The sequence below is a fragment of the Solibacillus sp. FSL W7-1464 genome (assembly GCF_038004425.1).
Classification (GTDB): Bacteria; Bacillota; Bacilli; order Bacillales_A; family Planococcaceae; genus Solibacillus.
This window is the reverse complement of sequence record NZ_JBBORC010000001.1, coordinates 2154546-2176777: the sequence shown is the minus strand read 5'-3', so window position 1 is coordinate 2176777 and position 22232 is coordinate 2154546. Positions and strand designations below refer to the sequence as shown.

The following is a 22232-nucleotide window of genomic DNA, read 5'->3' as shown; positions in this document are numbered from 1 at the left end:
GTCTTTTGAAATTGAATGATGTCATCGTCCTGAATTCTTCTCTTATTTAAATTCATGCATATTCATGCTATTACGATTAAAATGATCTTTCTGCTGACAAGTTTACTATGAGTACTGATTTTTTGCTCTTTTTTGAATATTTATATATTAATCAAACAAATAAATATTGTTGTTTATTCTATTGACTAGTTAAATGTAACTTGATATTATTCTACTATTGTTTTTAGAAAATCTAATATGCCTTGTATAAATTCAAGAAGATGGCTTGAAAGTTTCTACCAGCTACCGATAATAGCTGACTACAAGGAATGGGAATTAAATTCTATTTTTATTCCATTTTGTAGAGAAGCTTTGGCCATCCGTGGTCAAAGCTTTTTTTATTCTAGAATAATAATTAATTGCTAACATTCTAGCAACTAGGAGATTACAATATGAAAAACTTTTTCAAATTTGCAGAACGGGGTACTTCGTATAAAACGGAAACACTTGCCGGGATTACGACCTTCTTATCGATTGCCTATATTTTGATCGTCAATCCGATTATCCTAAGTCAATCTGGTATGGATCACGGGGCTGTATTCACAGCGACGGCGCTTACGGCGATTATCGGTACATTGCTGATGGGGATACTTGCAAACTTCCCGATCGCGATTGCACCGAGTATGGGATTGAACTCATTCTTTACTTTTACAGTTTGTATTGGAATGGGCATTGATTGGCAAGTTACGTTAACCGGTGTTTTTGTAGCCGGCATCATCTTCCTGATTTTAAGTTTATTTAAAATCCGTGAAAAAATTATTAACATTATCCCAAGTGATTTAAAATTCGCCATCGCTTCAGGTATTGGATTTTTCATCACATTTGTCGGATTAAAAAACGGTGGCATTATTGTTGGTAATCCGGATACATTTGTGGCGATCGGTGATTTAACTTCACCGATGACGTTATTGGCTATTCTAGGTATTTTCCTTACAATCATTATGTTAGTAAAAGGCATTAACGGCGGTATTTTCTACGCTATGGTCATTACGACAATTATAGGAATGCTGTTTGGTAAAATCGAAGTACCATCTTCATTCGTTGGCAGTATTCCAAGCCTTGAACCGACATTTGGTGTTGTGTTCGGTCATTTAGATGAAATTTTTACAGCGGAAATCCTGACAGTCATCTTCACATTCCTGATTGTCGCTTTCTTTGACACAGCCGGTGCATTAATTGGACTGACAAGCCAAGCTGGCATGATGAAAAACAATAAAATCCCGAATATCGGAAAAGGGCTGCTTGCCGATTCAGCTGCCGGTGTAATTGGAGCTGTATTAGGTACATCAACACCTGCAACAAGCGTTGAATCTTCGGCTGGTATTGCTGTTGGAGGAAAAACCGGCTTCACGTCAGTCGTGATTGCAGCATGTTTTGTTATTGCCTTATTCTTCTCACCACTTGTAAGTGTTATTTCTGTGGAAGTAACATCCGCGGCATTAATTATTGTCGGTGCACTGATGGCTATGGAAATCCGTCGAATCAACTGGACAAAGCTGGAAATCGTTATTCCGGCATTTTTAACAATTATTATGATGCCGCTAACTTCCAGTGTCGTTATCGGGATTGGGTTAGGCTTTGTACTGTATCCGATTTGTCTCATCGCACAAAAGCGTGCCAAAGAAATCCACCCGATCATGTATGTGCTTTGCCTGTTATTCCTTTTATACTTTGCGTTTATCGTATAAATGGGCTTCAAAATAAACGAAATAAAAGACATAGGTTAGTTCAGCTAATCTATGTCTTTTTACTTTATAATTATTTTAGGAAATTGAATTTAGATTAGTTATTGAGGGGTGAATCAAACTTGTTATATTACGTAATTGATGCTTTTACAGAAACAAAATTTGGCGGAAATCCAGCAGGGGTAGTAATCCATGAAAATTTAGACGAAGAGTTTATGCAGAAATTTGCTGCTGAAGTTCGCTTTTCTGAGACAGCTTTTGTTAAAAAAATAGACAATAAAACATTTAAGATAAAGTTTTTTACACCGACTTCACAAGTAGAATTATGCGGACACGCTACGATAGCTTCTTTTAAAGCATTGTTGGAAAGCCAGGCTGTTGAACATAACCATACATATATAATGGAAACACTTGCCGGAACACTAACTGTTGAGGTCAATCAATCATTTATAATGATGGAACAAGCTAAGCCTAAACTTGGGAAAATATTTGATGATTATGAGTATTTGGCGGACCTTTTTAAAATTGATAAAAGCCAAATAGGAAGTGCAGATTTTAACTTGCTTCCTCAAGCTGCAAGTACGGGGCTCTGGGATATTATGCTGCCTATAAAAACAAATGAAGCTTTGAATGCGCTAAAACCTGATTTTAAAGCTCTTGCTGAATATACAAAGGTAAATAAAATAGGAGGTGTCCATGCATTTACGCTTGATACAATTGAAGGTGTAGCAATAAGTAGAAACTTTTGCCCGCTCTATGGAATTGACGAAGAAGCCGCAACAGGAACTTCAAATGGAGCTTTAACTTATTATCTTTATTATCATAATGTGATAAATGAATTTAACAAAGAATACACGTTTCTTCAAGGATACAGTATGGAAAGACCTTCCTACATTATTACGAAATTGGTAAATAAAAATAACCCAGTAGTATTGGTAGGAGGGAATGCTACTATACTGACAAAAGGGAAGATTTATTAAGAGCTTTAATTTACGAGCCTGAACCTGTTATAAGGATCATGCTCGTTTTTTATATTGAATCGAGGATTGAAAATCAAATGACATTTGGATAATTATGTTAATATTTATAAGGATAGCAAATGGAAAATAAAAGAGGTGGGAAATTGTCACATGTAAGAATACGATGTACAGGATTGATCATCGAAAATAATTCGGTACTTTTAGTGGAGTATGATGATAATGGAATCCATTATAATTTACCGGGTGGGGGACTTGAACCCGGTGAAACAATAATGGAGGGTGTCGCAAGAGAAGTGTTTGAAGAAACTACGGCAGATGTTGAAGTTGGACCGTTAGCATTAATTTATGAGTTTCTCCCGCATAAGCAATCCGGTGATTATGATGTGAATGGGAAACATGGACTGCACCTGATTTTTGAATGTACTTTAAAGAATCACTCGGTCCCGAAATTACCCGAATATCCAGATCCTAATCAAACAGCGATGAAATGGATTCCTGTAGAAGAATTGGATTCAATCTTGCTGATTCCAAATATCCAACTGCAAATAAAGAACTATATGGGTATTAGAAGAAATATTGAATTGATTGAAGATTACAGGCTGGAGAAACTCTATTTGAAGTGAGAGTCAGTTCAAAAAACGTCCTAGTATAAAATTGAGGTGTTCAAAATGGAAGATTATTATACAGAAACGAGGGCCTACTTTACTTTATTTGGCGAGGATTTCCCTTTGGAGGAATTCACTAGAGAAATGGGAATCATTCCAACAGAAGCATACAGAAAAGGAGAGGAATTTATTCGAGGTAAAACAAAACATATTAGATTTGAAACGGCATGGGAGTACGGGCTCGATTACAAAATGACAAACGATCCAGAGGAACAAATTCACACCATTGTAAATACACTATATAACTCATCAGAGATTATTAAAAAATATGTAGATCACTACAATTTGAAATGCAAATTAGTTACGGTTGTTTGTTTTAATCGTGAGCCTACACGAAGGCTTGTTATGAATAATAAAGCAATTGAATTTGCCAATCAGGTAAATGGGGAATTTGAATTCGATATTTATAATTCTGCCGATTAGAAAAGTGTTTTAATAGCTTTCTATTTATTGTTGCTGACTCCTAATTACTGAAACTTTTTTGTTCCCGATTCCGTATGAAAGTATAACAAATCGTTTCATCGGAGAGGGGAATATAAATGTCAGAAAAAGGCTGTATAAAATGTGGAAGTAAGGATGCGAGCAAGAAGGAAGTGGCGATGACCGGTACAGGGTTATCCAAAATGTTTGATGTTCAGCACAATCAGTTTATCGTCGTTTACTGCAATAACTGTGGATATTCAGAGTTCTATAATAAAAAATCATCTTCAGCCTCTAATATTTTTGACCTGTTTTTTGGTTGAAAAGAACTACTATCGTTTTTAAGACTTACCGGACCGTAAGTGATCAAATCAGAACGAATCATGTAAATGTCTTGCATTTTTTCTTCTGTGGCGTTAAGATAAGGTCAAGTTAATAGACCGGTTTGAGTTAAAGAGAGACCTTAAAGAACGCACAAAGCGATATTTGTGTGGTGCTTTAAGGTCTCTCTTTTTTTGTCTACATTTAAGGAGGAATTATTATGTCAACAGCTTCATCATTACAACGTTCAGTTATCATGAATGATTTACAGAGCAAAGAATATGACGTTTTAGTTATCGGAGGCGGTATTACAGGTGTTGGGATTGCACTGGATGCCATTACGCGCGGATTGTCAGTTGCATTAGTTGAAATGCAGGATTTTGCGGCAGGTACGTCAAGCCGCTCAACAAAATTAGTGCATGGCGGTTTACGCTATTTAAAACAATTTGAAATTAAAGAAGTAGCCGAGTTAGGAAAAGAGCGTGCGATCGTGTATGAAAATGGTCCTCACGTTACAACGCCTGTATGGATGTTATTACCGTTTCATAAAGGCGGGACTTTCGGTAAATTCTCTACATCTGTTGGTTTACGTGTGTACGATTTTCTGGCGGGGGTAAAAAAATCAGAACGCCGCTACATGCTAAACAGTGCGCAGACGTTGGAAAAGGAACCGCTAGTGAAGCAAGCCGAATTATTAGGCGGTGGCGTTTATGTTGAATACCGTACGGATGATGCTCGCTTAACAATTGAAGTGGCAAAAGTTGCGATTGAAAAAGGTGCCGTTTTAGCAAACTATACGAAAGCTTCAGGCTTTTTATATAATGATGCGAAAAAAATGATCGGCATTGAAGCGACAGATTTACTTTCAAATGAAACCATCCAGATCCATGCGAAAAAAGTCGTGAATGCAGCGGGTCCATGGGTTGATGATGTACGCAGCATTGAGGGCAAAACAAGCGGTAAACACTTAATTTTATCAAAAGGTGTGCACATCGTATTTGATGAATCGAAGTTCCCGTTAAAGCAGGCAGTTTATTTTGATACACCGGATGGCCGCATGGTATTCGCGATTCCGCGTAACGGTAAAACGTATGTTGGTACGACGGATACGTTTTATGAAGGCGATCCGCGCAATATGGATATCGAACAATCCGACCGCGATTACATTATGAAAGCCATCCACTACATGTTCCCGAATGTAAACGTGACGGATACGGATATTGAGTCAAGCTGGGCGGGTGTACGACCATTAATCCATGAAGAAGGAAAAGGACCATCTGAAATTTCCCGTCACGATGAAGTTTGGGAATCGGCTTCAGGCTTGGTTACAATTGCGGGCGGTAAATTAACAGGCTATCGTAAAATGGCGGAAGCAGTCGTAAATAAAATTTCCGCGAGCTTAAAAGCGGAATTTGGTGTAGACAGCAAGCCTTGTATTACGAAAAACATCCCGATTTCCGGCGGTGAAGTAGGCGGTTCAAAACATATCCAAACGTTTATTTCGAAAAAGACAGAGCTGGGTGTGAAAGCGGGCTTAACGAAAGAAGAAGCGGCGTATTTGGCTCAGCATTACGGTTCGAATGTTGAAAAAGTATTTAGCTATGTAGCGAAAGCAAACGACACAATGCCAAAAGCTTTATTTGCACAGCTCCAATATGGCATCGAGCATGAGCTTGTCACGACACCTGTAGATTTCTTTGTGCGCCGTACGGGTAATATGTTCTTTAATATTGCATCGGTACTGGCACATAAAGATGCAGTCATAGCACATATGGCACAGCAGTTAAATTGGACGGATGCCCAATTATCGGAGTTTACAGAACTGTTGAACATTGAAATTAAGCGTGCAACAACCGCAAAATAATGTAAAATAATATTGTAATATAATTTAGGCTCATCGAATGCGTGGGAGATTTGAATGAACGCAGCCGATGAGCCATATTAATAGAAACAGATTTCTAACTAGAGGAGGATGTTATGCCGTTTCATGATCAGAAAATTATTCCTGCTGCCCGAACAATTAAACAGTTTGACAAAGTAGTAAAAAGTGAATTCGAATATATCGTATTGCTTGAAGTGCATTTGAGCCATCTGCGCTCGCTAAAACAGGAAGCCGAACGTCATGGGAAAAAATTAATCATTCATGCGGATTTAATCCACGGCCTGAAGACGGATAATTTTGCCGCGGATTTTTTGTGTAACGATATTCGCCCTGCAGGCATTATTTCTACACGCTCCAATATGATCCTAAAGGCGAAATCCCGTGGTATTTTAGCGATTCAGCGCATCTTTTTAATCGATACAATTGCATTGGAAAAAAGCTATTCACTTCTTGAACAAACGGCACCGGATTTTATTGAGTTACTTCCCGGCGTTATCCCGGATATGATTAAGGAAGTATATACTCAGACGGGTATTCCTGTTATTACTGGAGGCCTGATTCGGACGGATGACCAAATTAAGCAGGCATTTGATGCAGGGGCAATTGCGATTACTACCTCCAATAAAGAATTGTGGAAACGTTTTCAAAAAATTGTTGACTAATGATTTATTTCAAACTATTATGATTACTAAGTCAATAAATACGTGGTTGAGTAAAGGAGTCCGCATGTAACATTGTTTTGCGTAAAAACGTAAAACAATTTGTTACTTGCGGACTTTTTTTTCTTCTAAGTATTTTATTAACGGAATATACATGAGCTAAGGAGGTTATGGAATGTCAACATTTACAGCCGAGTTAGTCGGCACGATGCTGCTAATATTATTCGGTGGCGGCGTTGTAGCAGGTGTTTCATTGCACAAGTCAAAAGGTCAAGGCGGCGGTTGGGTCGTCATCACATTTGCATGGGGCTTTGCCGTAGCAATGGCAGCTTATGCAGTAGGGGGCATTAGCGGGGCACACTTAAACCCGGCATTGACAATCGCATTTGCAACAATTGGCAACTTTGCATGGGCAGATGTGCCAATGTTTATCGCTGCACAACTAATTGGAGCATTTTTAGGTGCTGTGTTAGTGTACTTTGTTTATTTACCGCATTGGAAAGGCACAAAAGACAAAGGTGCAAAACTTGGCGTATTCTCAACAACTCCGGCAGTAAAACATATTCCTTCTAACATGATTGCTGAGATGGTCGGCACATTCGCATTAGTATTAGGGATTTTAGCATTAGGTACAAACGAAATAACAGCAGGATTAAATCCATTTTTAGTCGGTATTTTAATTGTTGTCATTGGTATGGCATTGGGTGGGCCAACAGGTTATGCGATTAACCCGGCCCGTGACTTAGGTCCACGTATTGCACACGCGCTTTTACCGATTCCAGGTAAAGGAGATTCAGCTTGGTGGTATGCATGGGTACCTGTAGTTGCCCCAATTATTGGGGGTGTATACGGAGCAGTATTCTTTAGCTTCATCTGGAATGGAGCGGATGCTACATTATTCTGGATTTTCAGTGTCGTAGTAGCGGCGGTGTTCGTAGCTGCACAAATGACAGTATCGAAAGTAGAAGAGTAGGAGAGTAGGAGGATTTGAGGATGACAGAAAAATTTATGATGGCGCTAGACCAAGGTACAACAAGTTCTCGTGCAATTTTATTTGATAAAAATGGTACGGTATTTCATACAGCACAGCAAGAATTTCCGCAATATTTCCCGGAATCAGGTTGGGTAGAGCATAACCCGGAACAAATTTGGTCTTCTGTGCTATCTTGTATTGCAGCAGTATTATCAGAGAAAAATATACTTGCTGATCAAATTGCAGGAATCGGCATTACAAACCAGCGTGAAACGACAGTCGTATGGAATAAACATACAGGTCAGCCTATTTACAATGCAATCGTTTGGCAATCAAGACAAACAGCCGGAATTTGCGAAGATTTAAAAGCGCGTGGCTTTAACGATACATTCCGCGATAAAACAGGGCTGCTCATTGATGCGTACTTCTCAGGAACAAAAGTGAAATGGATTTTAGACAATGTAGAAGGCGCTCGTGAAAAAGCAGAAAATGGGGATCTCTTATTCGGGACGATCGATACATGGATCATTTGGAAATTAACGAACGGTTCAGTACACGTAACCGATTATTCAAACGCATCCCGTACATTAATGTTTAATATTTACGATTTGAAATGGGATGAAGAGCTACTTGATATTTTAACGGTACCAGCTTCGATGCTTCCGGAAGTACGTTCTTCTTCTGAAGTATACGGTCATACAGATGCAGATAAATTTTTCGGTCAGGAAATTCCAATCGCAGGTATCGCGGGCGACCAACAAGCAGCATTATTCGGGCAAGCTTGCTTCGAGCAAGGAATGGTGAAAAATACATATGGCACTGGTTGCTTTATGTTAATGAACACAGGTGAAAAAGCGGTGAAATCTGATCATGGTTTATTAACGACAATCGCATGGGGCCTAGACGGCAAAGTAACGTATGCGCTGGAAGGAAGTATTTTCGTAGCGGGTTCTGCTATCCAGTGGCTGCGCGACGGCTTACGTATGTTCCGTAAAGCGGAAGAAAGTGAAGCATATGCAGCACGTGTAACATCTTCTGAAGGCGTGTATGTAGTACCGGCATTCGTTGGCCTAGGTACTCCTTACTGGGATTCGGATGTGCGCGGTGCAGTATTCGGTTTAACGCGGGGAACGGAAAAAGAGCACTTCGTACGTGCTACCCTTGAGTCACTTGCCTATCAAACGCGCGACGTACTAAGTGCAATGGAAGCGGATTCAGGAATTCCGTTAAGTACGTTACGTGTAGACGGCGGCGCTGTGAAAAATAATTTCTTAATGCAATTCCAGTCAGACCTGTTAAATGCACCGGTAGATCGCCCGGTTGTAAATGAAACAACCGCTTTAGGTGCAGCATACTTGGCAGGTTTAGCGGTAGGCTATTGGGAGACATTGGACGACATTTCAAACTACTGGAATTTAGATCATAAATTTGAGCCTGAAATGGCCGAAGAAGAGCGCGAAGCTTTATACACAGGCTGGGGCAAAGCGGTTAAGGCAGCGCAGGCGTTTAAATAGTCATTTTAGTTTCTCATTTTGAAAAGGAAAAAAGCTGTATGAAAAGCAAGTGAGCTTTCATACAGCTTTTTTATGGCGCTTATATTCGATATTTGGGAACGGTATCTCAGTGTAAATATAGACATCCATTTATGTGGGAGTTTGCTCTGTGTACTGTTTGAAATTATTTAAAATAGCCTGCCAACCCTGTTGTTGAAACTCGACAGGATTTTCCTTTTCAGCGTCAAAGATTTCAATTACTTCAGTCTTGTATCCTAGATCTTTAAAGGTGATTTTAACTTTCCTTCCATCTCCCAATGTATAAGAAATCACCTCATGTAATTTTACTTCATCGTAGGTTCCACTAAAATCAAACCCCATACTACCATCTTTTGCTTCCATTCTTGATATGAATTTCCCGCCAGCTCTTAGATCATTCTCAGCAAATAGTGTGTGCCAATCATCTGAAGGGCTGTTCCATTTCTTAATATGGTCTGGCTCAGCCCAATATTTCCATACTTTTTCTACTGGTGCCTGAACGATTGTTTTTACGGTAACTTCTTTAATTTCTTCCATTTTCACCAACCTAACTCATAGTACGACATATTTTACCTTAGTATTTATAGATGCAATTAAATACTACAAGGGTAATTTTAATTTGAATCAGACTCTCATTATTTATACAGCGGTAAAAAATGAAGCAAGGAATATTTATAAAAATTCAAAAGATATAGGGTTTATTAGATGATTTTCTGACTGTAACTTTGTTTATATCTCTTTTTATTGTGCGAATGCTTCCTATTTGAAATTACTACATTTCAGCAAACAATTGTCACATTTGTAATGTTTGTTATCCTTTCGCAAAAGAAGCGCCATTCATTCCCTAGTGAAATCACAGTTTTTCTCTAGTAACCTTGTTATAGACAACTAGAAAGGATTGAGACAATCATGTTGAAAAAAAGTATCGTGTTGTTCTTTAGTATGATGCTATTTGCTTTACCAGCTACTGCATCTGCAGCTACTTATACAGTAAAAAGCGGGGACACGCTTTGGAAGATTGCTTCTAAAAATCAAATCGGGTTAAGTGAATTAATTTCTTTAAACCCTACATTAAAAAATCCGGATATGATCTATGTCGGAGAGAAAATTACAATCTCAGAAAATGAACAACAGGCAGTAGAAGAACAAGTAGTCAGCCTGGTAAACAAGGAACGTGCACAGCAAGGACTGGCACCACTTGCAATCGATTGGGAACTGGCACGTGTTGCGAAATATAAATCCCAAGATATGCACGACAAAAATTACTTCAGCCATACAAGCCCAACTTACGGCTCACCATTTGATATGATGAAAAAATTCAATATCAGCTATACAGCAGCAGGTGAAAATATTGCAAAAGGTCAAAAAACAGCTGCTCAAGTAATGGATGCATGGATGAATAGTTCAGGCCACCGAGCAAACATTATGGATGCGAAATTTACGCATATTGGTGTAGGCTACGTTGAAGATGGTAACTACTGGACACAAATGTTCATCAAAAAATAAAATATTGAAATCCTTTTATTTAGAGGTAATCATGAAATGAGCGCGATTCTGTAAAAAGAATCAGCGCTCGTTTTTTTACGAGATTAAGAGTATCAATCGCAGTGGTTTTTCTACTGGAAAAGTGAGATGAACTGTTACTAATAAGGGGAGGTCATAACGGCTGTTATTGTTGTAAGAAACAACTTTCAATTAGAAGTACAGTTTTTTTCGGGTATTATGTCTTAACATGATAAAATACTCAATTGTTTAATGCATTGAAAGGTAGACTTCAGTAAAATAATATTGAATAATATAATAAATCAGAAATATTTCGAAATAAAAGGTGATTAGATGAGATTTCATACAAAAGGAATATCAAATATTAGGGAGGAAATCAGCGAATTTTTCACTTCTTCTTTTGATTCCAAAAAAATAATGGAATCTAACATAGTACACAAAATGTTGGATGATATATTAAATGCAATGAATGAATCGACAAATATTACAATTACAAATGTTGACGGCACAATACTTTATGTGAATAATAATTTCTGCCAACTATCAAAATTTAAGAAAGAAGAAATCATTGGACAAAACCATCGAATTATTAATTCCGGATTTCATTCGAAAGAGTTTTTCGTGAAACTGTGGCAAACGATTGTAAGCGGTAATACTTGGCGTGGTGAAATTCAAAATCGCGCAAAGGATGGAACTGTTTTCTGGGTATTTGAAATCATCGTGCCAATCCTTGATGAGGACGGGCAGCCGTACTATTTTGTTAGCTTTCAAACAGATATAACGGAAAACAAACAAATGGAAAACCAATTTAAAACGAATTTTATCCGGACGTTTCAAAATCTGCAAAATGGTATTTTTAAGGTACGAAAAGAACAAGACGGTACATTAAAATATATTATGTCAGAAGGGAGATTAATGGATGAAATTGGTGCGAGTGCCGATATCATTTTATCTAAATCACCCTTTGATGTATTTGAGCAAGACATTGCAAAGATCAAACAAAAAATGTATACAAAAGCGCTCAAAGGAAAGAAAGTACAATATGAGATTGAGTTGGGCGGCAAACTTATTTTCGTGGATATCGAGCCTATCCGACATAATGGAGAAGTCACGGAAATTGTCGGAACTGTGCATGATTTTTCACAGTTTAGAGAAGTTCAAAAGCAATTGAAACTTAATGAAGAACGTTACCAGTCTTTACTGGATTACAGCCATGAATATATCACGATGATGGATAAAGAAGGTACCATTTTACATATGAATGCCAAAACATTGGAACTGCTCGGAATCGGGGAAGACATGTTTGAGAATACGAACATCATCGATATTACCGTTGAGGAAGAACGCCCTGTAATTGCAGCCTACTTTGACAAGGCGGTAAACGGAGAAGTCCAATTTTTTGAATTTGAAGTCAAGAATAACGGGCAAAGGAAATTTCTGAATGTCACATTAGTTCCGATGGTGATTGATAATGAGATTAACGCCGTCTATTCAATAGGGAAAGATATTACAGAGGAAAAACTTGTACAGGAACGCAACGCGTATTTAGCCCATCATGATGAATTAACAGGTTTACCAAATCGTCGATGGATGGAACAAAAAATTCAGGATTCACTTAAGCTGGCTGAAGAAAACAAGCAGGAGATGGCGATATTATCCCTGGATCTGGACCGCTTTAAATCGGTCAATGATACGTTAGGGCATGCTGTAGGTGATGGATTATTGCAGCAGATCGCAAGTAGATTGCAAAACAATGTTTATAAAGAGAAGTTCCATGTAGCTCGAATGGGTGGCGATGAATTAATGCTGCTTTGCACGAACTTTGAAACAAGAGACGAAGTAATTGAAATTGCCCGAAATATTTTAAATAGCTTAGAAAATCCGTTTTATGTTCAAGGCTCTGAATTACTTTTAACCGCAAGTATAGGGATCGACTTTTATCCATCGAGCGATACGAACGCAACGGAATTGTTGAAAAGGGTGGATGTTGCACTGTACAAGGCAAAAGAGTTTGGACGAAATATGTATCAGATTTACGATTCTTCGATGAAACAAGAAAATTACCAGTCATTCGTAATGGAGCGGGATTTAAGGAAAGCTATTATGAACGATGAATTTGTCGCTCATCTCCAACCGAGAGTAGACGCATTAACGGGGAAAATAGTGAGTGCAGAAGCGCTTATCAGGTGGGCTCATCCGGAACATGGCTTAATTTCGCCGGGTACATTTATTCCAATTGCTGAAGAGACAGGATTAATCATTGCAATCGGAAAATGGATGAAGAAAAGAGTATGTGAACAGCTAGTTGCATGGAGAAATGCGGGGCTGCCGCTCGTTCCGATAAGTGTAAATATAAGCTCCAAGCGATTTTTACAGCAAGGCTTTGCCGAAGAAATTCGTCAGCTATTAGAATATTTTGAGTTAGACGGAAAATGGCTGGAAATTGAGATTACCGAAAACTCCATTATGCTAAACGAAAAAACGGTTCAAAAAACGCTGACTTCTTTACATGAAATGGGTGTTAAAATTTTTATTGATGATTTTGGAACAGGTTATTCTTCGTTTAACTATTTAAAGGTATTTAAAATAGACGGTGTAAAAATAGATCAGTCGTTTATTCGGGACATTTCCCACAAATCAGAAAATGCCACAATCACATATGCCATGATAAAAATGGCACAACATCTAAAGTTAGAAGTGATTGCAGAAGGTGTTGAAACAAAAGAAGAATTAGATTTCCTTTTAGGAGAAAATTGTCGTTTTATTCAAGGCTATTATTTTGGCAAACCATGTTCAATTGAAGAATTTGAAAATAATTTTCTTCATTTATATAAAGAATAGTAGGGGCTTGTTACCGAAGCAGAAAATCCATCGTAATCAATTCGATGGATTTTTTTTGTATAATAAAGTTTCTTCATTTATTTTCCTTATTTTGCAACTTTTTTTATATCTAATCCGTGGATAGGGTGAAAGGTGGGAAGTAATGGAACTCAAGCAGGTATATTCACTATACTTCAATGATCTATATCGCTATTTATATTCTCTATCAAAAAATCATGCCGATGCAGAGGATTTACTTCAGGAAACCTTCGCAAAAGCGCACATTGTATTGCTCACTGATGAGATTGAGGAAATAAAACCTTGGTTATTTAAGGTAGGTTATTACACATACATTGATCACTTTAGAAAAGGAAAGCGCACGATATTGACGAATGAATTTTCACAGGCGGATTTAAATACCCCGGAGAATATTGTAGTGGAAAACGATGCCTACATAGAACTGCTGCGCTATTTAGATTTTATAAAACCGATAGAAAAGCAAGCGATCTTATTATGTGATGTGCATGATTGTACATATGAACAAGCTGCCAATATTTTGGATGTAAAGTTAAATACTTTAAAGAGTCATTTAGTACGTGGAAGGAAAAAGTTGCGTGAGATGTTATCAAGGGAGGATTCATAATGGATTCGTATGATAAATTGCTGGAAAAAGCAAAAAAGGAAGAAATTCAACCTACAAAAAAGGGCAAGAAAAAGATGAAGAGGGCTATTAACTCTTCAAGATGGAAGTTAATTCTCTCCACTTTAACAATCGTGCTTTTAATTGTGCCTGTCTGCTATATCTTGACCTTTAGCTATTATGCATTTGGGACAAAATCTACTACGTTAATGGATATCGCAAGCAAAACGCTTTATATTACCGAGCCGAATACGACTTTGGAGGAGATGGAGTTTGATATGGATTTTTCTCTCTTCTCAATGGACCTGTCCTTTGAACAATACAAACAAATAGGCGATGAATTGTATCCGGTTAAAAACTACGATTTACATTTTGTGCTCGATGAGTTAGTGGGTAAAGAGGCAGATTCTAAACTGGAGAAATTATATCCTAAAAATCCAACAGATAAAAATCAGTGGATTGCTCACCCAAGACAATTTCTCGTAGATTTCAGTAATTATAATGAATGGAAAGTCTTATATGGATTGCCGGAGGAAACGGTTGTCGAAGCGTATATTTCTTTAAACGATTTATATGAAGTAAAAGAAGTGGAGAATGCAATGAAAAATGTCCATGTGACATGGGCGGCCATCTATACCGGGACGGAAGACAAAATGCTTAGCTCTAGTGGAAACATCATTTCACCAATCGGGTATCCTGTACAGCCGGATCAATCCTATTGGTCGCCTTTTCGGGATTCGCGATCACATGAGGAAACGTTTTTGGAAATGCTGAAGGACTTACTGCCTTATGAAGAGTTGGCTGTAAAAGTCTCGCCTCATAAAAGTCTTGAACTAAAAGAACGTATTCATTACATTGAGAAAAATGGCTATGAAACATATGGAGTTGTTGTAACCGGTCCAAAAAACGAAATCGAATCACTTGAAAAATTGGAGATGGTTCGCTTTCTTAAAGTAGGAGAGGTGAAATTATGGAATTGGGTACAATAAAGAGCACAGTTTTACAAACGATGGGATGGCTGAGTGTCGTGATGGGTCTTATTTCATTGGCGATTTTAAATATTTCCCTGCTATCCGAATATGATTTACAAATAGAAACTAGATTCAGTTCATTGGTAGTCACTTCTATAATTATTGGGGTTATTTCGTTGGTAAACAAAAAAAGCAGGTCTTTAGGATTTTGGGGATTGGGTATTAGTATGTTTATCATCGTATTTGTATTTACAATCTTCGGCCTCAGCTGGACGGTGGCTCCGTTCCCTTAATCTGATAAGTTCTTGCATTGTAATGGATTAATAAAGAAAAGTCAGTGAATTGAAAAGTGCAGCAAATCTCTAATATTTAGGGTTTGCAGCACTTTTTTTTTATAGAAGACGATCTTCTTTCGGGTTTTTACTTTTTATAACAGCATGGTCATCCAGGTCATATGCAAAAGGAATATTCCGGTATATAGGAACATGACGAATGAAAGAACGACTCGCCAAATATTCGTTAACCGTGTAGGGAAGTTTGATTTCCAAAGTAATAAAATGGCGCCGGATAAGGATACCTTTATTACAAGGATTGTTAAGGGGGAAAACGAACTCATCAGCGGGTTCGCTTCTTCAATCCATTCATTGCTTAGTCCCCAAGCCGTAAAAATGCCATCCATGAGATTTAACAGCAAAATGACCAACAACATTCTTTTGATATTGAACAAGTTTTTCATGTATATCACACGTCGCTAGAATTGCAATTCTCCTTTTTTCGTGAAATTTTACTACTGCTTTTGCATTCTTCTTTCAATCACTTCAACTTGAGAAAAGCTTTCACCAAAATGTAAACTTTTATACTGTCTCTATATCCGAAATGAAATGGTAAAGCAGAAATTTGACTATTGATTTTGAATACATGTTTTATTCGTTTTAGAATAATTTAAGGAAATCATTAATCACGCAAACAGTGCAGGCGATATACTACTAAGGGTAAAGGATATAAATGGAGAAATAATAGTGGATGAATTTCAGATAAAACCTGGAAAAAGTACGACTTTAGAAGAGTTAAAGAATGGAGAAAAATATATCTTTGAGATAAAAGCGGAACAGGGAAGATATTTTATTAATGCCACTTGAGAAATGCTAACTGAGAATAAGCGGTAAGTGTTGATGGGAAATCAACATTTACCGCTTTTGATTTTATGTAGTAAGGTAAAAATCGATCAGGTTAATAATTCCTGCTTTTATAAAAATTCAAGTAGATATGATCTTTTTAGGATAGGTATTTGAAGCTAATGTAAAAATAATAATTAGTTCAAAATCATTATTTTATGCAGAAAAATAAGGAAATTTGACATTTTTATTGTTGTTTATTAAGTTGTATTGTTATAATTCAAATGTCCTAGCATTTATGCTGCTTTATACTTAAAATAAATTCAAAAATTAATCGACATAGTAGGAGAAATGAACATGAAAAAAACAGGTATTCAAGTAAACACAGTAAGAAATGTAGTAAATATTTTTGTGAACGGCAAAATGACAATGGAAGATGCGAATGCCTTCGTTGCAGATTATAATGCAAAAATGAAAGCCATCACGCCATCAACATTTAATCTGGAAGTTGATTGTACTGAAATGCAATTATTGAATGCTGATATGACTGCAAATTTAACGGAAGTTATGAAAATGTACAAAGCAACAGGATTCAAACAAGTAAAATTCACTGTAGCGAATAATTTAACATTAAAAATGCAATTAAGCCGTCTTGCAAATGCTGCCGGACTTACGAACGCAACTGTAGAATCAATTTAGTAAAAACAAATGAATAGAGCCAGTAAGGAGTTTATTTATAGCATGACGAATATTAAAATAAAAAACGTTGCTATTTATCATCCTGAGAATTTAGTAGCGAATGAGTTTTACTTAGAGCATTTTAAAGAGCAGGGAGAAGATGTTACCGGCTTCTTGACTTCGATGGGAAGAAACAAACGCTATATCATCGACAATGAGGAAAATTCTCTGTCAATGGGAATTGAAGCGGCTAAGCGAGTTTTAGCAAAGGCTCAATTAACGGGAAAAGATATTGATATGATTGTATTTTCTACACAAGTGCCTGAGCATACATTACCTACAAATGCGATGTTTGTACACCATGAAATTGATGGAGCGAATCATACAATGATGTTTGACAGTAATGCTAACTGCGCGGGAATGACGGTCGCAGTGGAAAACGCTTCACATTATATGATGTCAAACCGACGTATTAACCGCGCGCTCATCATTGGTTCTGACGCTAACAGTTTGATTTCCAATCCCGAACAGGCATTTACATATGCCAACTTTTCAGATGCAGCTGCTGCCGTTATTCTGGAAAAGACAGCAGATGAAGATACAGGTTTTATTGATGCGGTATATGAAGTGGATTCAGCGAATAGAAATAACATTATTTATCCGAAAGAAGGATTTTCTCAAACAATCGGCAAGAAAGAGCATATCGTCTTTACTCCGTTTGACGGTGCGATGGCAATTCCGGTCGCATGTGAGATGATTGAGAAACTATTAAAAGACAACGGGTTAAAAATTGAGGATGTCAATTCGTTTTGCTTATCACAATTTGCCTTATCGAACATCTTAAAAATACAAAATCACTTTAATATTCCTGAAGAGAAGATTATTTATGTAGGGGATCGATACGGCTATACGTCTACTAGCAGTCCCTTTATTTGCTTGCATGAAGGTATTGAAACGGGCAGCATTAAACGTGGTGACATTGTATTATTCTGGACGATCGGTGCAGGTCATGAAATGGTAGCAATGTTATTTAAATATTAATTATTAATAAAAAAAGCGGCAACCCTGATGTTTTACGGGTTGCCGTTTTTTGAGCTTTAGGAACGATAAAGGAGCTCCTGAATTGTTAAAGCTTGTCCGGGTAGTTAAGAAAAAGAATCCGCTCAAATAGTTTGAACGGGAAAAATATCGGGCAACTAATGAATAACGTTACAAATTCAAATAAAAAGGAGCAATAATGATGACACAAACTTCTTATAATAATGTATCAACAACAATTGATAACGAGAATAACGGAAAGCTTTTAAGAGGCATGGTGATAGGGGCGGTTATTGGTGGTGCGCTTGCCATGCTTGATGCAAACACAAGAAATAAAGTAACGGAGACAACCAAAAATATGAAAGATTCGACAATGGATATGTACAGCCAAGTCAAAAATAATCCTTCAGAAGTAAAGGATGACTTGCAAGAACGTCTGAAATCCGCTTCTTCCGTATTAAAAGAAGCAATAAGCGATGCTCAAAATCTTTATGAAAAAGTAAACGAGAATATTATTCTCCCAGTTACTATGGTAAAGGAAGAGTCAAGTGAGATTCTTTCTCATGCCAAAGAAGCAACGACGGATTTAAAAGACATCGGCGGGAAAGTGAAAGAAGCCGGCGTAGAAGTGAAGGGCAGCAATAATGGGCAAAGCCAGGGTGCTTAACTTCCGTGAAATTTTAAAGGATTAACGTAAAAATTAATTTAGATTTTGAATTCATTTAGTAAAAAATCGAAGCATACTCAAAACAAAAATCTCGCATTTTTAGAAATTATAAAAATGCGAGATTTTATAGTTAGCAAAAGTCTGAATCCCTTATTTCTCTGTTAAAAATACCGGAGTTGTAAAAGCTTTATGCTTAAAGATTTGATAAATATAAATGAAAGAAACTAGGACAGTAAAGCTTAAACCAATGACGACACCTGTTTCATAAGCAAGCGCAAATCCTTCTGGCGCTACCATTAAGTATACAAATACTACAGAGGTCATGAATAAGGCTGGTAAACCTGCAATCCAGTGGAACTTGCCTGATTTCAATAAATACGATGTTGCAACCCAAAGCATAACTGTTGCAACCATTTGATTCGTCATCCCTACATAACGCCATAAGAATTGATAATCAATTGTTGATAGGAAAAATGCGGGTGCTGCAACTGCAACTGTTGCTAAAATTGGTGTTGTCCTATTTTTTGAAAAACGAGAGCCTAAAAAGTCTAATACAATCATGCGTGCTGAACGTAATGAAGTATCACCTGTTGTAATTGGTAAAATTACAATCCCTAATATTGCTAAAATACTACCAAATGTACCAAGTAATGCAATTGAAACTTCGTCTACTACACCACCTGCACCAATTTCGGAGATTTTTGGTAATAATCCTTCTGTACCGCCATAGAAACTCATACCAGCCGCACACCAAATTAATGCAATGACACCTTCACCAATCATGGCACCGTAGAAGACTTTACGACCTTCCGATTCTTTCTTGATTGTTCTTGAAATTATCGGGCTTTGTGTAGAGTGGAAGCCAGAGATTGCGCCACAAGAAATCGTGACCATTAATAATGGCCAAACCGGTAAATCATTCGGATGCATATTTGTTAAAGATACTTCAGGAATCGCAATACCTGAAGTGACTAGAGATACTAACACCGCACCGGCCATAATGATTAATATTGCACCAAATAGTGGATAAATACGACCGATAATTTGATTGATTGGTAAAATTGCTGCTAATAAGAAGTAGATGAAAATCGCAATAAGTGCTGTCATAAATGTAATTCCTAATTTTGAAGAAAGAACAGCAGCAGGTCCTGCAGTAAAGGCGGCTGCTACTAAAACCATTAATACTACTGAAACGATATCAGTGAAGACACGCATTACTTTACCTAAATAACGTTGAACAAGTGCTGGGAATTGTGCGCCTCCATGACGTAATGATAACATCCCTGCAAAATAGTCATGAACCCCACCTGCAAAAATACAACCAAATACAATCCAAATCATTGCAACGGGTCCATACAGTGCACCTGCGATGGCACCGTAAATAGGTCCAAGCCCTGCGATATTTAATAATTGAATCATCCAGCCCTTCCAGGCAGGCATGGGCATATAATCTAAATTATCAGCTTTTGTATAAGCTGGGGTCGGCGTTGCATCATTAACAATAAACACCTTTTCAATAAACTTTCCATAGACGATATATCCTACAATTAATAGAGTGATCGAACCAAGAAGTGTGTACATATATCTTCCTCCAATATTTCTGATAACTCAAATTATAGTAATGGAAGACTACGTTTGTAAACTAAGTTTTTAGAAAATTCAGTATAAATATCGTCTGAAAGTGTAAATATGCAAATAAAATATAGATAAACAAACATTATGCAGTGAAAACTGTTATATAAAAATATAATAAAAATCAAATAATTTTGGCTGGAGATTTATAGATATCCTTAATAATTTGATAAAAATGGAAATAGCCTATAGATCCTGAAAGCACAGGGCACAGATAAGTAAATAGACAAAAACAAGAGCATTAACCCGATGAGGTTAATGCTCTTTTCTAATGAAGTATGCTTTTATTCAGGAATGTAAGGTAATTCCAGGTCGTTTGGCAGATTGATGACATGAGTTTCTGTGTAAGATTTGATACCATCTAATCCATATTCGCGACCTACACCTGATTGTTTCACACCGCCAAACGGGAAACGAACATCTAATCCTTGAATTGCGGCAGTGTTAATCATCGTTGTACCTGCTTCAATGCGACGAGCCACTTTTATGGCATGTTCTGCTTCTCCCCAAACGGAACTTGTTAAACCGTAAATGCTTTCATTGTGTAATTGGATAACTTGTTCTTCATCATCATATGGAAGGATTGGTACAGTAGGGCCAAATTGTTCTTCAACTACAACACGGTCATGAACATCAGCACCTAACACAAGTGTTGGTTGTAAGAAGTAACCGTTATCCATTAATTCAGGGTTCAGTATTGTTCCTAATGGAATAATTTGTGCCCCTTTATTTTTGGCATCTTCCACTAAACTTTTTACATATTCTACTTGGTTTTTGTTGTTTACGGGACCGACTGTGACATCTGGATTGAATGGGTCGCCTACTTTAATCCATTTGTTTGCTGCTTCGATATATTTTTCAACAAACGCATCGTAAATGGAACGGTGTACATAGATACGTTTTGCAATCATACAAATTTGACCGGCTGTCAGGAAGTTGGCAATAACCATTCTTCTTAATGCACGTTCATCGTTAACATCAAAGTCATCCAGTACGATTGCTGCATCATTACCGCCAAGTTCCAGGGTCATTTTTTTAATCGTTTCAGATGCTGCTTTCATAATATGTTTAGCCGTATTTGTCCCACCTGTGAAGGCGATTTTCGCAACTTTCGGGTTTGATGTAAGTTCAATTCCAACTTCTGCATCCCCGTTAACTAGGTTCAATACACCTGAGGGAAATTCTTCCGCAATAATTTCGGCTACCCGGCTTACCGCTAAAGGGGCGAATGGACTTGGTTTTAGTACCATTGTATTACCTGTTAACAAAGCGGGAGCAATTTTGATTGTTGAAAGTGAAATCGGGTAGTTCCAAGGCGTAATCGCCGATACAACACCGATTGGGTCATGGGTAATAATAGTTCGACCAGTTTCATGTTTGCGATCTTCAGGAGCTGTCACTTTTTTCACGTTTTCAACGGCAAATTCCATCCACATAAGAGAAACTGCAATTTCCCCTTGGGCATCATACAGCGCTTTCCCATGTTCGCGTGATAATAGCTCAGCGATTTCAGGCGTTGCGTCTTTTATTTTCTGAATGGCACGCTGCATTCTTGCGATACGATCCTCGACATCACTCCAGGCCCAAGTTTTAAAGGCTTCATATGCCGCGTCGATTGCCTGGATTGTTTGCTCTCTCGTATTATTGGGAGCGTACCCCACAATTTGCTCAGGGTGTGTTGGATTTTCACGCGTAATTTTATTATCTGTTTGTATTTTCTCGCCATTTATAATAGCGTTAACTGTAATTGGTGCAATATTCATATTAAACCCCTCCGAATAGTGAGAATAACTTTCAATTACTATATTATTCCTATTTAAGTGTTTCTTCAAGATACATGCTCATGTTAAAAATCGCTTATTTAATTTCAAATCCAGATTTCTGCATCGGAAAATTAACAGAAAGTATCAGTAAATTTATTCTTCTCCATACCATTTCTTTTTATACAATTAGAGGGTTTTAGGGATGCTCAACTTATGCTCGTCTAGAAGTGCTTTCATCATCTAAATAGC

21 protein-coding genes and 1 riboswitch are annotated in these 22232 nt (G+C 37.4%); of the genes, 17 read left to right on the top strand and 4 right to left on the bottom strand.

All coding sequences use genetic code 11. The features are described from left to right. Window positions 1-222 precede the first annotated feature (222 nt). Window positions 223-322, top strand: a riboswitch (purine riboswitch). 109 nt (window positions 323-431) lie between these two features. The 9 genes from MKZ25_RS10625 (at window position 432) to glpK (ending at window position 9138) form a co-directional block, all read left to right on the top strand. Next, complete coding sequence (locus MKZ25_RS10625) at window positions 432-1727, top strand: NCS2 family permease (protein ID WP_340801465.1); 1296 nt, start codon at window positions 432-434, stop codon at window positions 1725-1727. A gap of 119 nt (window positions 1728-1846) precedes the next feature. Then, window positions 1847-2704: a PhzF family phenazine biosynthesis protein gene (locus MKZ25_RS10620; protein WP_340801464.1), complete on the top strand. Its 858-nt coding sequence runs from the start codon at window positions 1847-1849 to the stop codon at window positions 2702-2704. Between the two features lie 143 nt (window positions 2705-2847). Beyond that, window positions 2848-3327 carry an NUDIX domain-containing protein gene (locus MKZ25_RS10615; protein ID WP_340801463.1) on the top strand — a complete coding sequence of 160 codons (480 nt, stop codon included), beginning with the start codon at window positions 2848-2850 and terminating at the stop codon, window positions 3325-3327. Between the two features lie 45 nt (window positions 3328-3372). Beyond that, window positions 3373-3792, top strand: a complete 420-nt coding sequence (locus MKZ25_RS10610) for a DUF4279 domain-containing protein (RefSeq protein WP_340801462.1) — start codon at window positions 3373-3375, stop codon at window positions 3790-3792. A gap of 116 nt (window positions 3793-3908) precedes the next feature. Next, the gene (locus MKZ25_RS10605; protein ID WP_008403962.1) at window positions 3909-4112 is read left to right on the top strand and encodes a zinc ribbon domain-containing protein; all 204 of its coding nucleotides are present in this window, start codon (window positions 3909-3911) and stop codon (window positions 4110-4112) included. Window positions 4113-4330: 218 nt separating this feature from the next. Continuing rightward, the gene (locus tag MKZ25_RS10600) at window positions 4331-5974 is read left to right on the top strand and encodes a glycerol-3-phosphate dehydrogenase/oxidase (RefSeq protein ID WP_340801461.1); all 1644 of its coding nucleotides are present in this window, start codon (window positions 4331-4333) and stop codon (window positions 5972-5974) included. A 113-nt stretch (window positions 5975-6087) separates the two neighbouring features. Beyond that, the gene (locus MKZ25_RS10595) at window positions 6088-6654 is read left to right on the top strand and encodes a glycerol-3-phosphate responsive antiterminator (RefSeq protein WP_340801460.1); all 567 of its coding nucleotides are present in this window, start codon (window positions 6088-6090) and stop codon (window positions 6652-6654) included. Between the two features lie 172 nt (window positions 6655-6826). Further along, a complete protein-coding gene (locus tag MKZ25_RS10590; RefSeq protein WP_340801459.1) occupies window positions 6827-7624 on the top strand; it encodes an MIP/aquaporin family protein in 798 nt (265 codons plus the stop codon). 20 nt (window positions 7625-7644) lie between these two features. Beyond that, the gene (gene glpK, locus MKZ25_RS10585) at window positions 7645-9138 is read left to right on the top strand and encodes a glycerol kinase GlpK (protein ID WP_340801458.1); all 1494 of its coding nucleotides are present in this window, start codon (window positions 7645-7647) and stop codon (window positions 9136-9138) included. Between the two features lie 129 nt (window positions 9139-9267). Here the strand turns inward: glpK and MKZ25_RS10580 are convergent, their stop codons facing one another. Next, window positions 9268-9693: an SRPBCC family protein gene (locus MKZ25_RS10580; RefSeq protein WP_340801457.1), complete on the bottom strand. Its 426-nt coding sequence runs from the start codon at window positions 9691-9693 to the stop codon at window positions 9268-9270. A 372-nt stretch (window positions 9694-10065) separates the two neighbouring features. Between MKZ25_RS10580 and MKZ25_RS10575 the strand changes: the two genes are divergently transcribed. The 5 genes from MKZ25_RS10575 to MKZ25_RS10555 all read left to right on the top strand — a co-directional run bounded on the left by MKZ25_RS10575 (window position 10066) and on the right by MKZ25_RS10555 (window position 15383). Then, window positions 10066-10662 carry a CAP domain-containing protein gene (locus tag MKZ25_RS10575; protein WP_340801456.1) on the top strand — a complete coding sequence of 199 codons (597 nt, stop codon included), beginning with the start codon at window positions 10066-10068 and terminating at the stop codon, window positions 10660-10662. Between the two features lie 330 nt (window positions 10663-10992). Beyond that, window positions 10993-13500 (top strand): EAL domain-containing protein, encoded by a 2508-nt coding sequence (locus tag MKZ25_RS10570; protein WP_340801454.1) that lies wholly within the window; start codon window positions 10993-10995, stop codon window positions 13498-13500. 142 nt (window positions 13501-13642) lie between these two features. Next, on the top strand, window positions 13643-14122 hold the full coding sequence (locus MKZ25_RS10565) for a sigma-70 family RNA polymerase sigma factor (protein WP_340801453.1): 480 nt from the start codon (window positions 13643-13645) through the stop codon (window positions 14120-14122). Then, window positions 14122-15108 (top strand): anti-sigma factor, encoded by a 987-nt coding sequence (locus MKZ25_RS10560; RefSeq protein WP_340801452.1) that lies wholly within the window; start codon window positions 14122-14124, stop codon window positions 15106-15108. The genes MKZ25_RS10565 and MKZ25_RS10560 overlap by 1 nt, the downstream gene beginning before the upstream one ends. Then, a complete protein-coding gene (locus tag MKZ25_RS10555; protein ID WP_340801451.1) occupies window positions 15090-15383 on the top strand; it encodes a hypothetical protein in 294 nt (97 codons plus the stop codon). The genes MKZ25_RS10560 and MKZ25_RS10555 overlap by 19 nt, the downstream gene beginning before the upstream one ends. Window positions 15384-15517: 134 nt before the next feature. Here MKZ25_RS10555 and MKZ25_RS19860 read toward each other — a convergent pair whose 3' ends face one another. Next, window positions 15518-15799 carry a DUF5658 family protein gene (locus MKZ25_RS19860; RefSeq protein WP_445326881.1) on the bottom strand — a complete coding sequence of 94 codons (282 nt, stop codon included), beginning with the start codon at window positions 15797-15799 and terminating at the stop codon, window positions 15518-15520. 763 nt (window positions 15800-16562) lie between these two features. On the opposite strand from MKZ25_RS19860, the gene MKZ25_RS10550 reads away from it, so the two are divergent. From MKZ25_RS10550 to MKZ25_RS10540, 3 genes are all read left to right on the top strand, one after another. Next, on the top strand, window positions 16563-16904 hold the full coding sequence (locus MKZ25_RS10550; RefSeq protein WP_340801450.1) for a hypothetical protein: 342 nt from the start codon (window positions 16563-16565) through the stop codon (window positions 16902-16904). Between the two features lie 42 nt (window positions 16905-16946). Beyond that, on the top strand, window positions 16947-17924 hold the full coding sequence (locus MKZ25_RS10545) for a ketoacyl-ACP synthase III (protein ID WP_340801449.1): 978 nt from the start codon (window positions 16947-16949) through the stop codon (window positions 17922-17924). Between the two features lie 199 nt (window positions 17925-18123). Beyond that, a complete protein-coding gene (locus MKZ25_RS10540; protein ID WP_340801448.1) occupies window positions 18124-18588 on the top strand; it encodes a YtxH domain-containing protein in 465 nt (154 codons plus the stop codon). Window positions 18589-18738: 150 nt separating this feature from the next. On the opposite strand, the gene MKZ25_RS10535 is transcribed toward MKZ25_RS10540, so the two are convergent. Together MKZ25_RS10535 and MKZ25_RS10530 are read right to left on the bottom strand one after the other, a co-directional pair. Further along, window positions 18739-20169: a carbon starvation CstA family protein gene (locus MKZ25_RS10535; RefSeq protein ID WP_340801447.1), complete on the bottom strand. Its 1431-nt coding sequence runs from the start codon at window positions 20167-20169 to the stop codon at window positions 18739-18741. A 335-nt stretch (window positions 20170-20504) separates the two neighbouring features. After that, complete coding sequence (locus tag MKZ25_RS10530) at window positions 20505-21983, bottom strand: aldehyde dehydrogenase family protein (RefSeq protein ID WP_340801446.1); 1479 nt, start codon at window positions 21981-21983, stop codon at window positions 20505-20507. Between the last annotated feature and the right edge of the window lie 249 nt (window positions 21984-22232).

Excerpts from the sequence above, each read along its gene's own strand:
- MKZ25_RS19860 (WP_445326881.1), bottom strand. The coding sequence starts at position 15,799 with ATGTTGTTGGTCATTTTGCTGTTAAATCTCATGGATGGCATTTTTACG.
- MKZ25_RS10570 (WP_340801454.1), top strand. The coding sequence starts at position 10,993 with ATGAGATTTCATACAAAAGGAATATCAAATATTAGGGAGGAAATCAGC.
- MKZ25_RS10560 (WP_340801452.1), top strand. The coding sequence starts at position 14,122 with ATGGATTCGTATGATAAATTGCTGGAAAAAGCAAAAAAGGAAGAAATT.
- MKZ25_RS10555 (WP_340801451.1), top strand. The coding sequence starts at position 15,090 with ATGGAATTGGGTACAATAAAGAGCACAGTTTTACAAACGATGGGATGG.
- MKZ25_RS10575 (WP_340801456.1), top strand. The coding sequence starts at position 10,066 with ATGTTGAAAAAAAGTATCGTGTTGTTCTTTAGTATGATGCTATTTGCT.
- MKZ25_RS10565 (WP_340801453.1), top strand. The coding sequence starts at position 13,643 with ATGGAACTCAAGCAGGTATATTCACTATACTTCAATGATCTATATCGC.
- MKZ25_RS10605 (WP_008403962.1), top strand. The coding sequence starts at position 3,909 with ATGTCAGAAAAAGGCTGTATAAAATGTGGAAGTAAGGATGCGAGCAAG.
- MKZ25_RS10540 (WP_340801448.1), top strand. The coding sequence starts at position 18,124 with ATGACACAAACTTCTTATAATAATGTATCAACAACAATTGATAACGAG.
- MKZ25_RS10595 (WP_340801460.1), top strand. The coding sequence starts at position 6,088 with ATGCCGTTTCATGATCAGAAAATTATTCCTGCTGCCCGAACAATTAAA.
- MKZ25_RS10580 (WP_340801457.1), bottom strand. The coding sequence starts at position 9,693 with ATGGAAGAAATTAAAGAAGTTACCGTAAAAACAATCGTTCAGGCACCA.
- MKZ25_RS10535 (WP_340801447.1), bottom strand. The coding sequence starts at position 20,169 with ATGTACACACTTCTTGGTTCGATCACTCTATTAATTGTAGGATATATC.
- MKZ25_RS10590 (WP_340801459.1), top strand. The coding sequence starts at position 6,827 with ATGTCAACATTTACAGCCGAGTTAGTCGGCACGATGCTGCTAATATTA.
- MKZ25_RS10530 (WP_340801446.1), bottom strand. The coding sequence starts at position 21,983 with ATGAATATTGCACCAATTACAGTTAACGCTATTATAAATGGCGAGAAA.
- MKZ25_RS10625 (WP_340801465.1), top strand. The coding sequence starts at position 432 with ATGAAAAACTTTTTCAAATTTGCAGAACGGGGTACTTCGTATAAAACG.
- MKZ25_RS10550 (WP_340801450.1), top strand. The coding sequence starts at position 16,563 with ATGAAAAAAACAGGTATTCAAGTAAACACAGTAAGAAATGTAGTAAAT.
- MKZ25_RS10600 (WP_340801461.1), top strand. The coding sequence starts at position 4,331 with ATGTCAACAGCTTCATCATTACAACGTTCAGTTATCATGAATGATTTA.
- MKZ25_RS10545 (WP_340801449.1), top strand. The coding sequence starts at position 16,947 with ATGACGAATATTAAAATAAAAAACGTTGCTATTTATCATCCTGAGAAT.
- MKZ25_RS10610 (WP_340801462.1), top strand. The coding sequence starts at position 3,373 with ATGGAAGATTATTATACAGAAACGAGGGCCTACTTTACTTTATTTGGC.
- glpK (WP_340801458.1), top strand. The coding sequence starts at position 7,645 with ATGACAGAAAAATTTATGATGGCGCTAGACCAAGGTACAACAAGTTCT.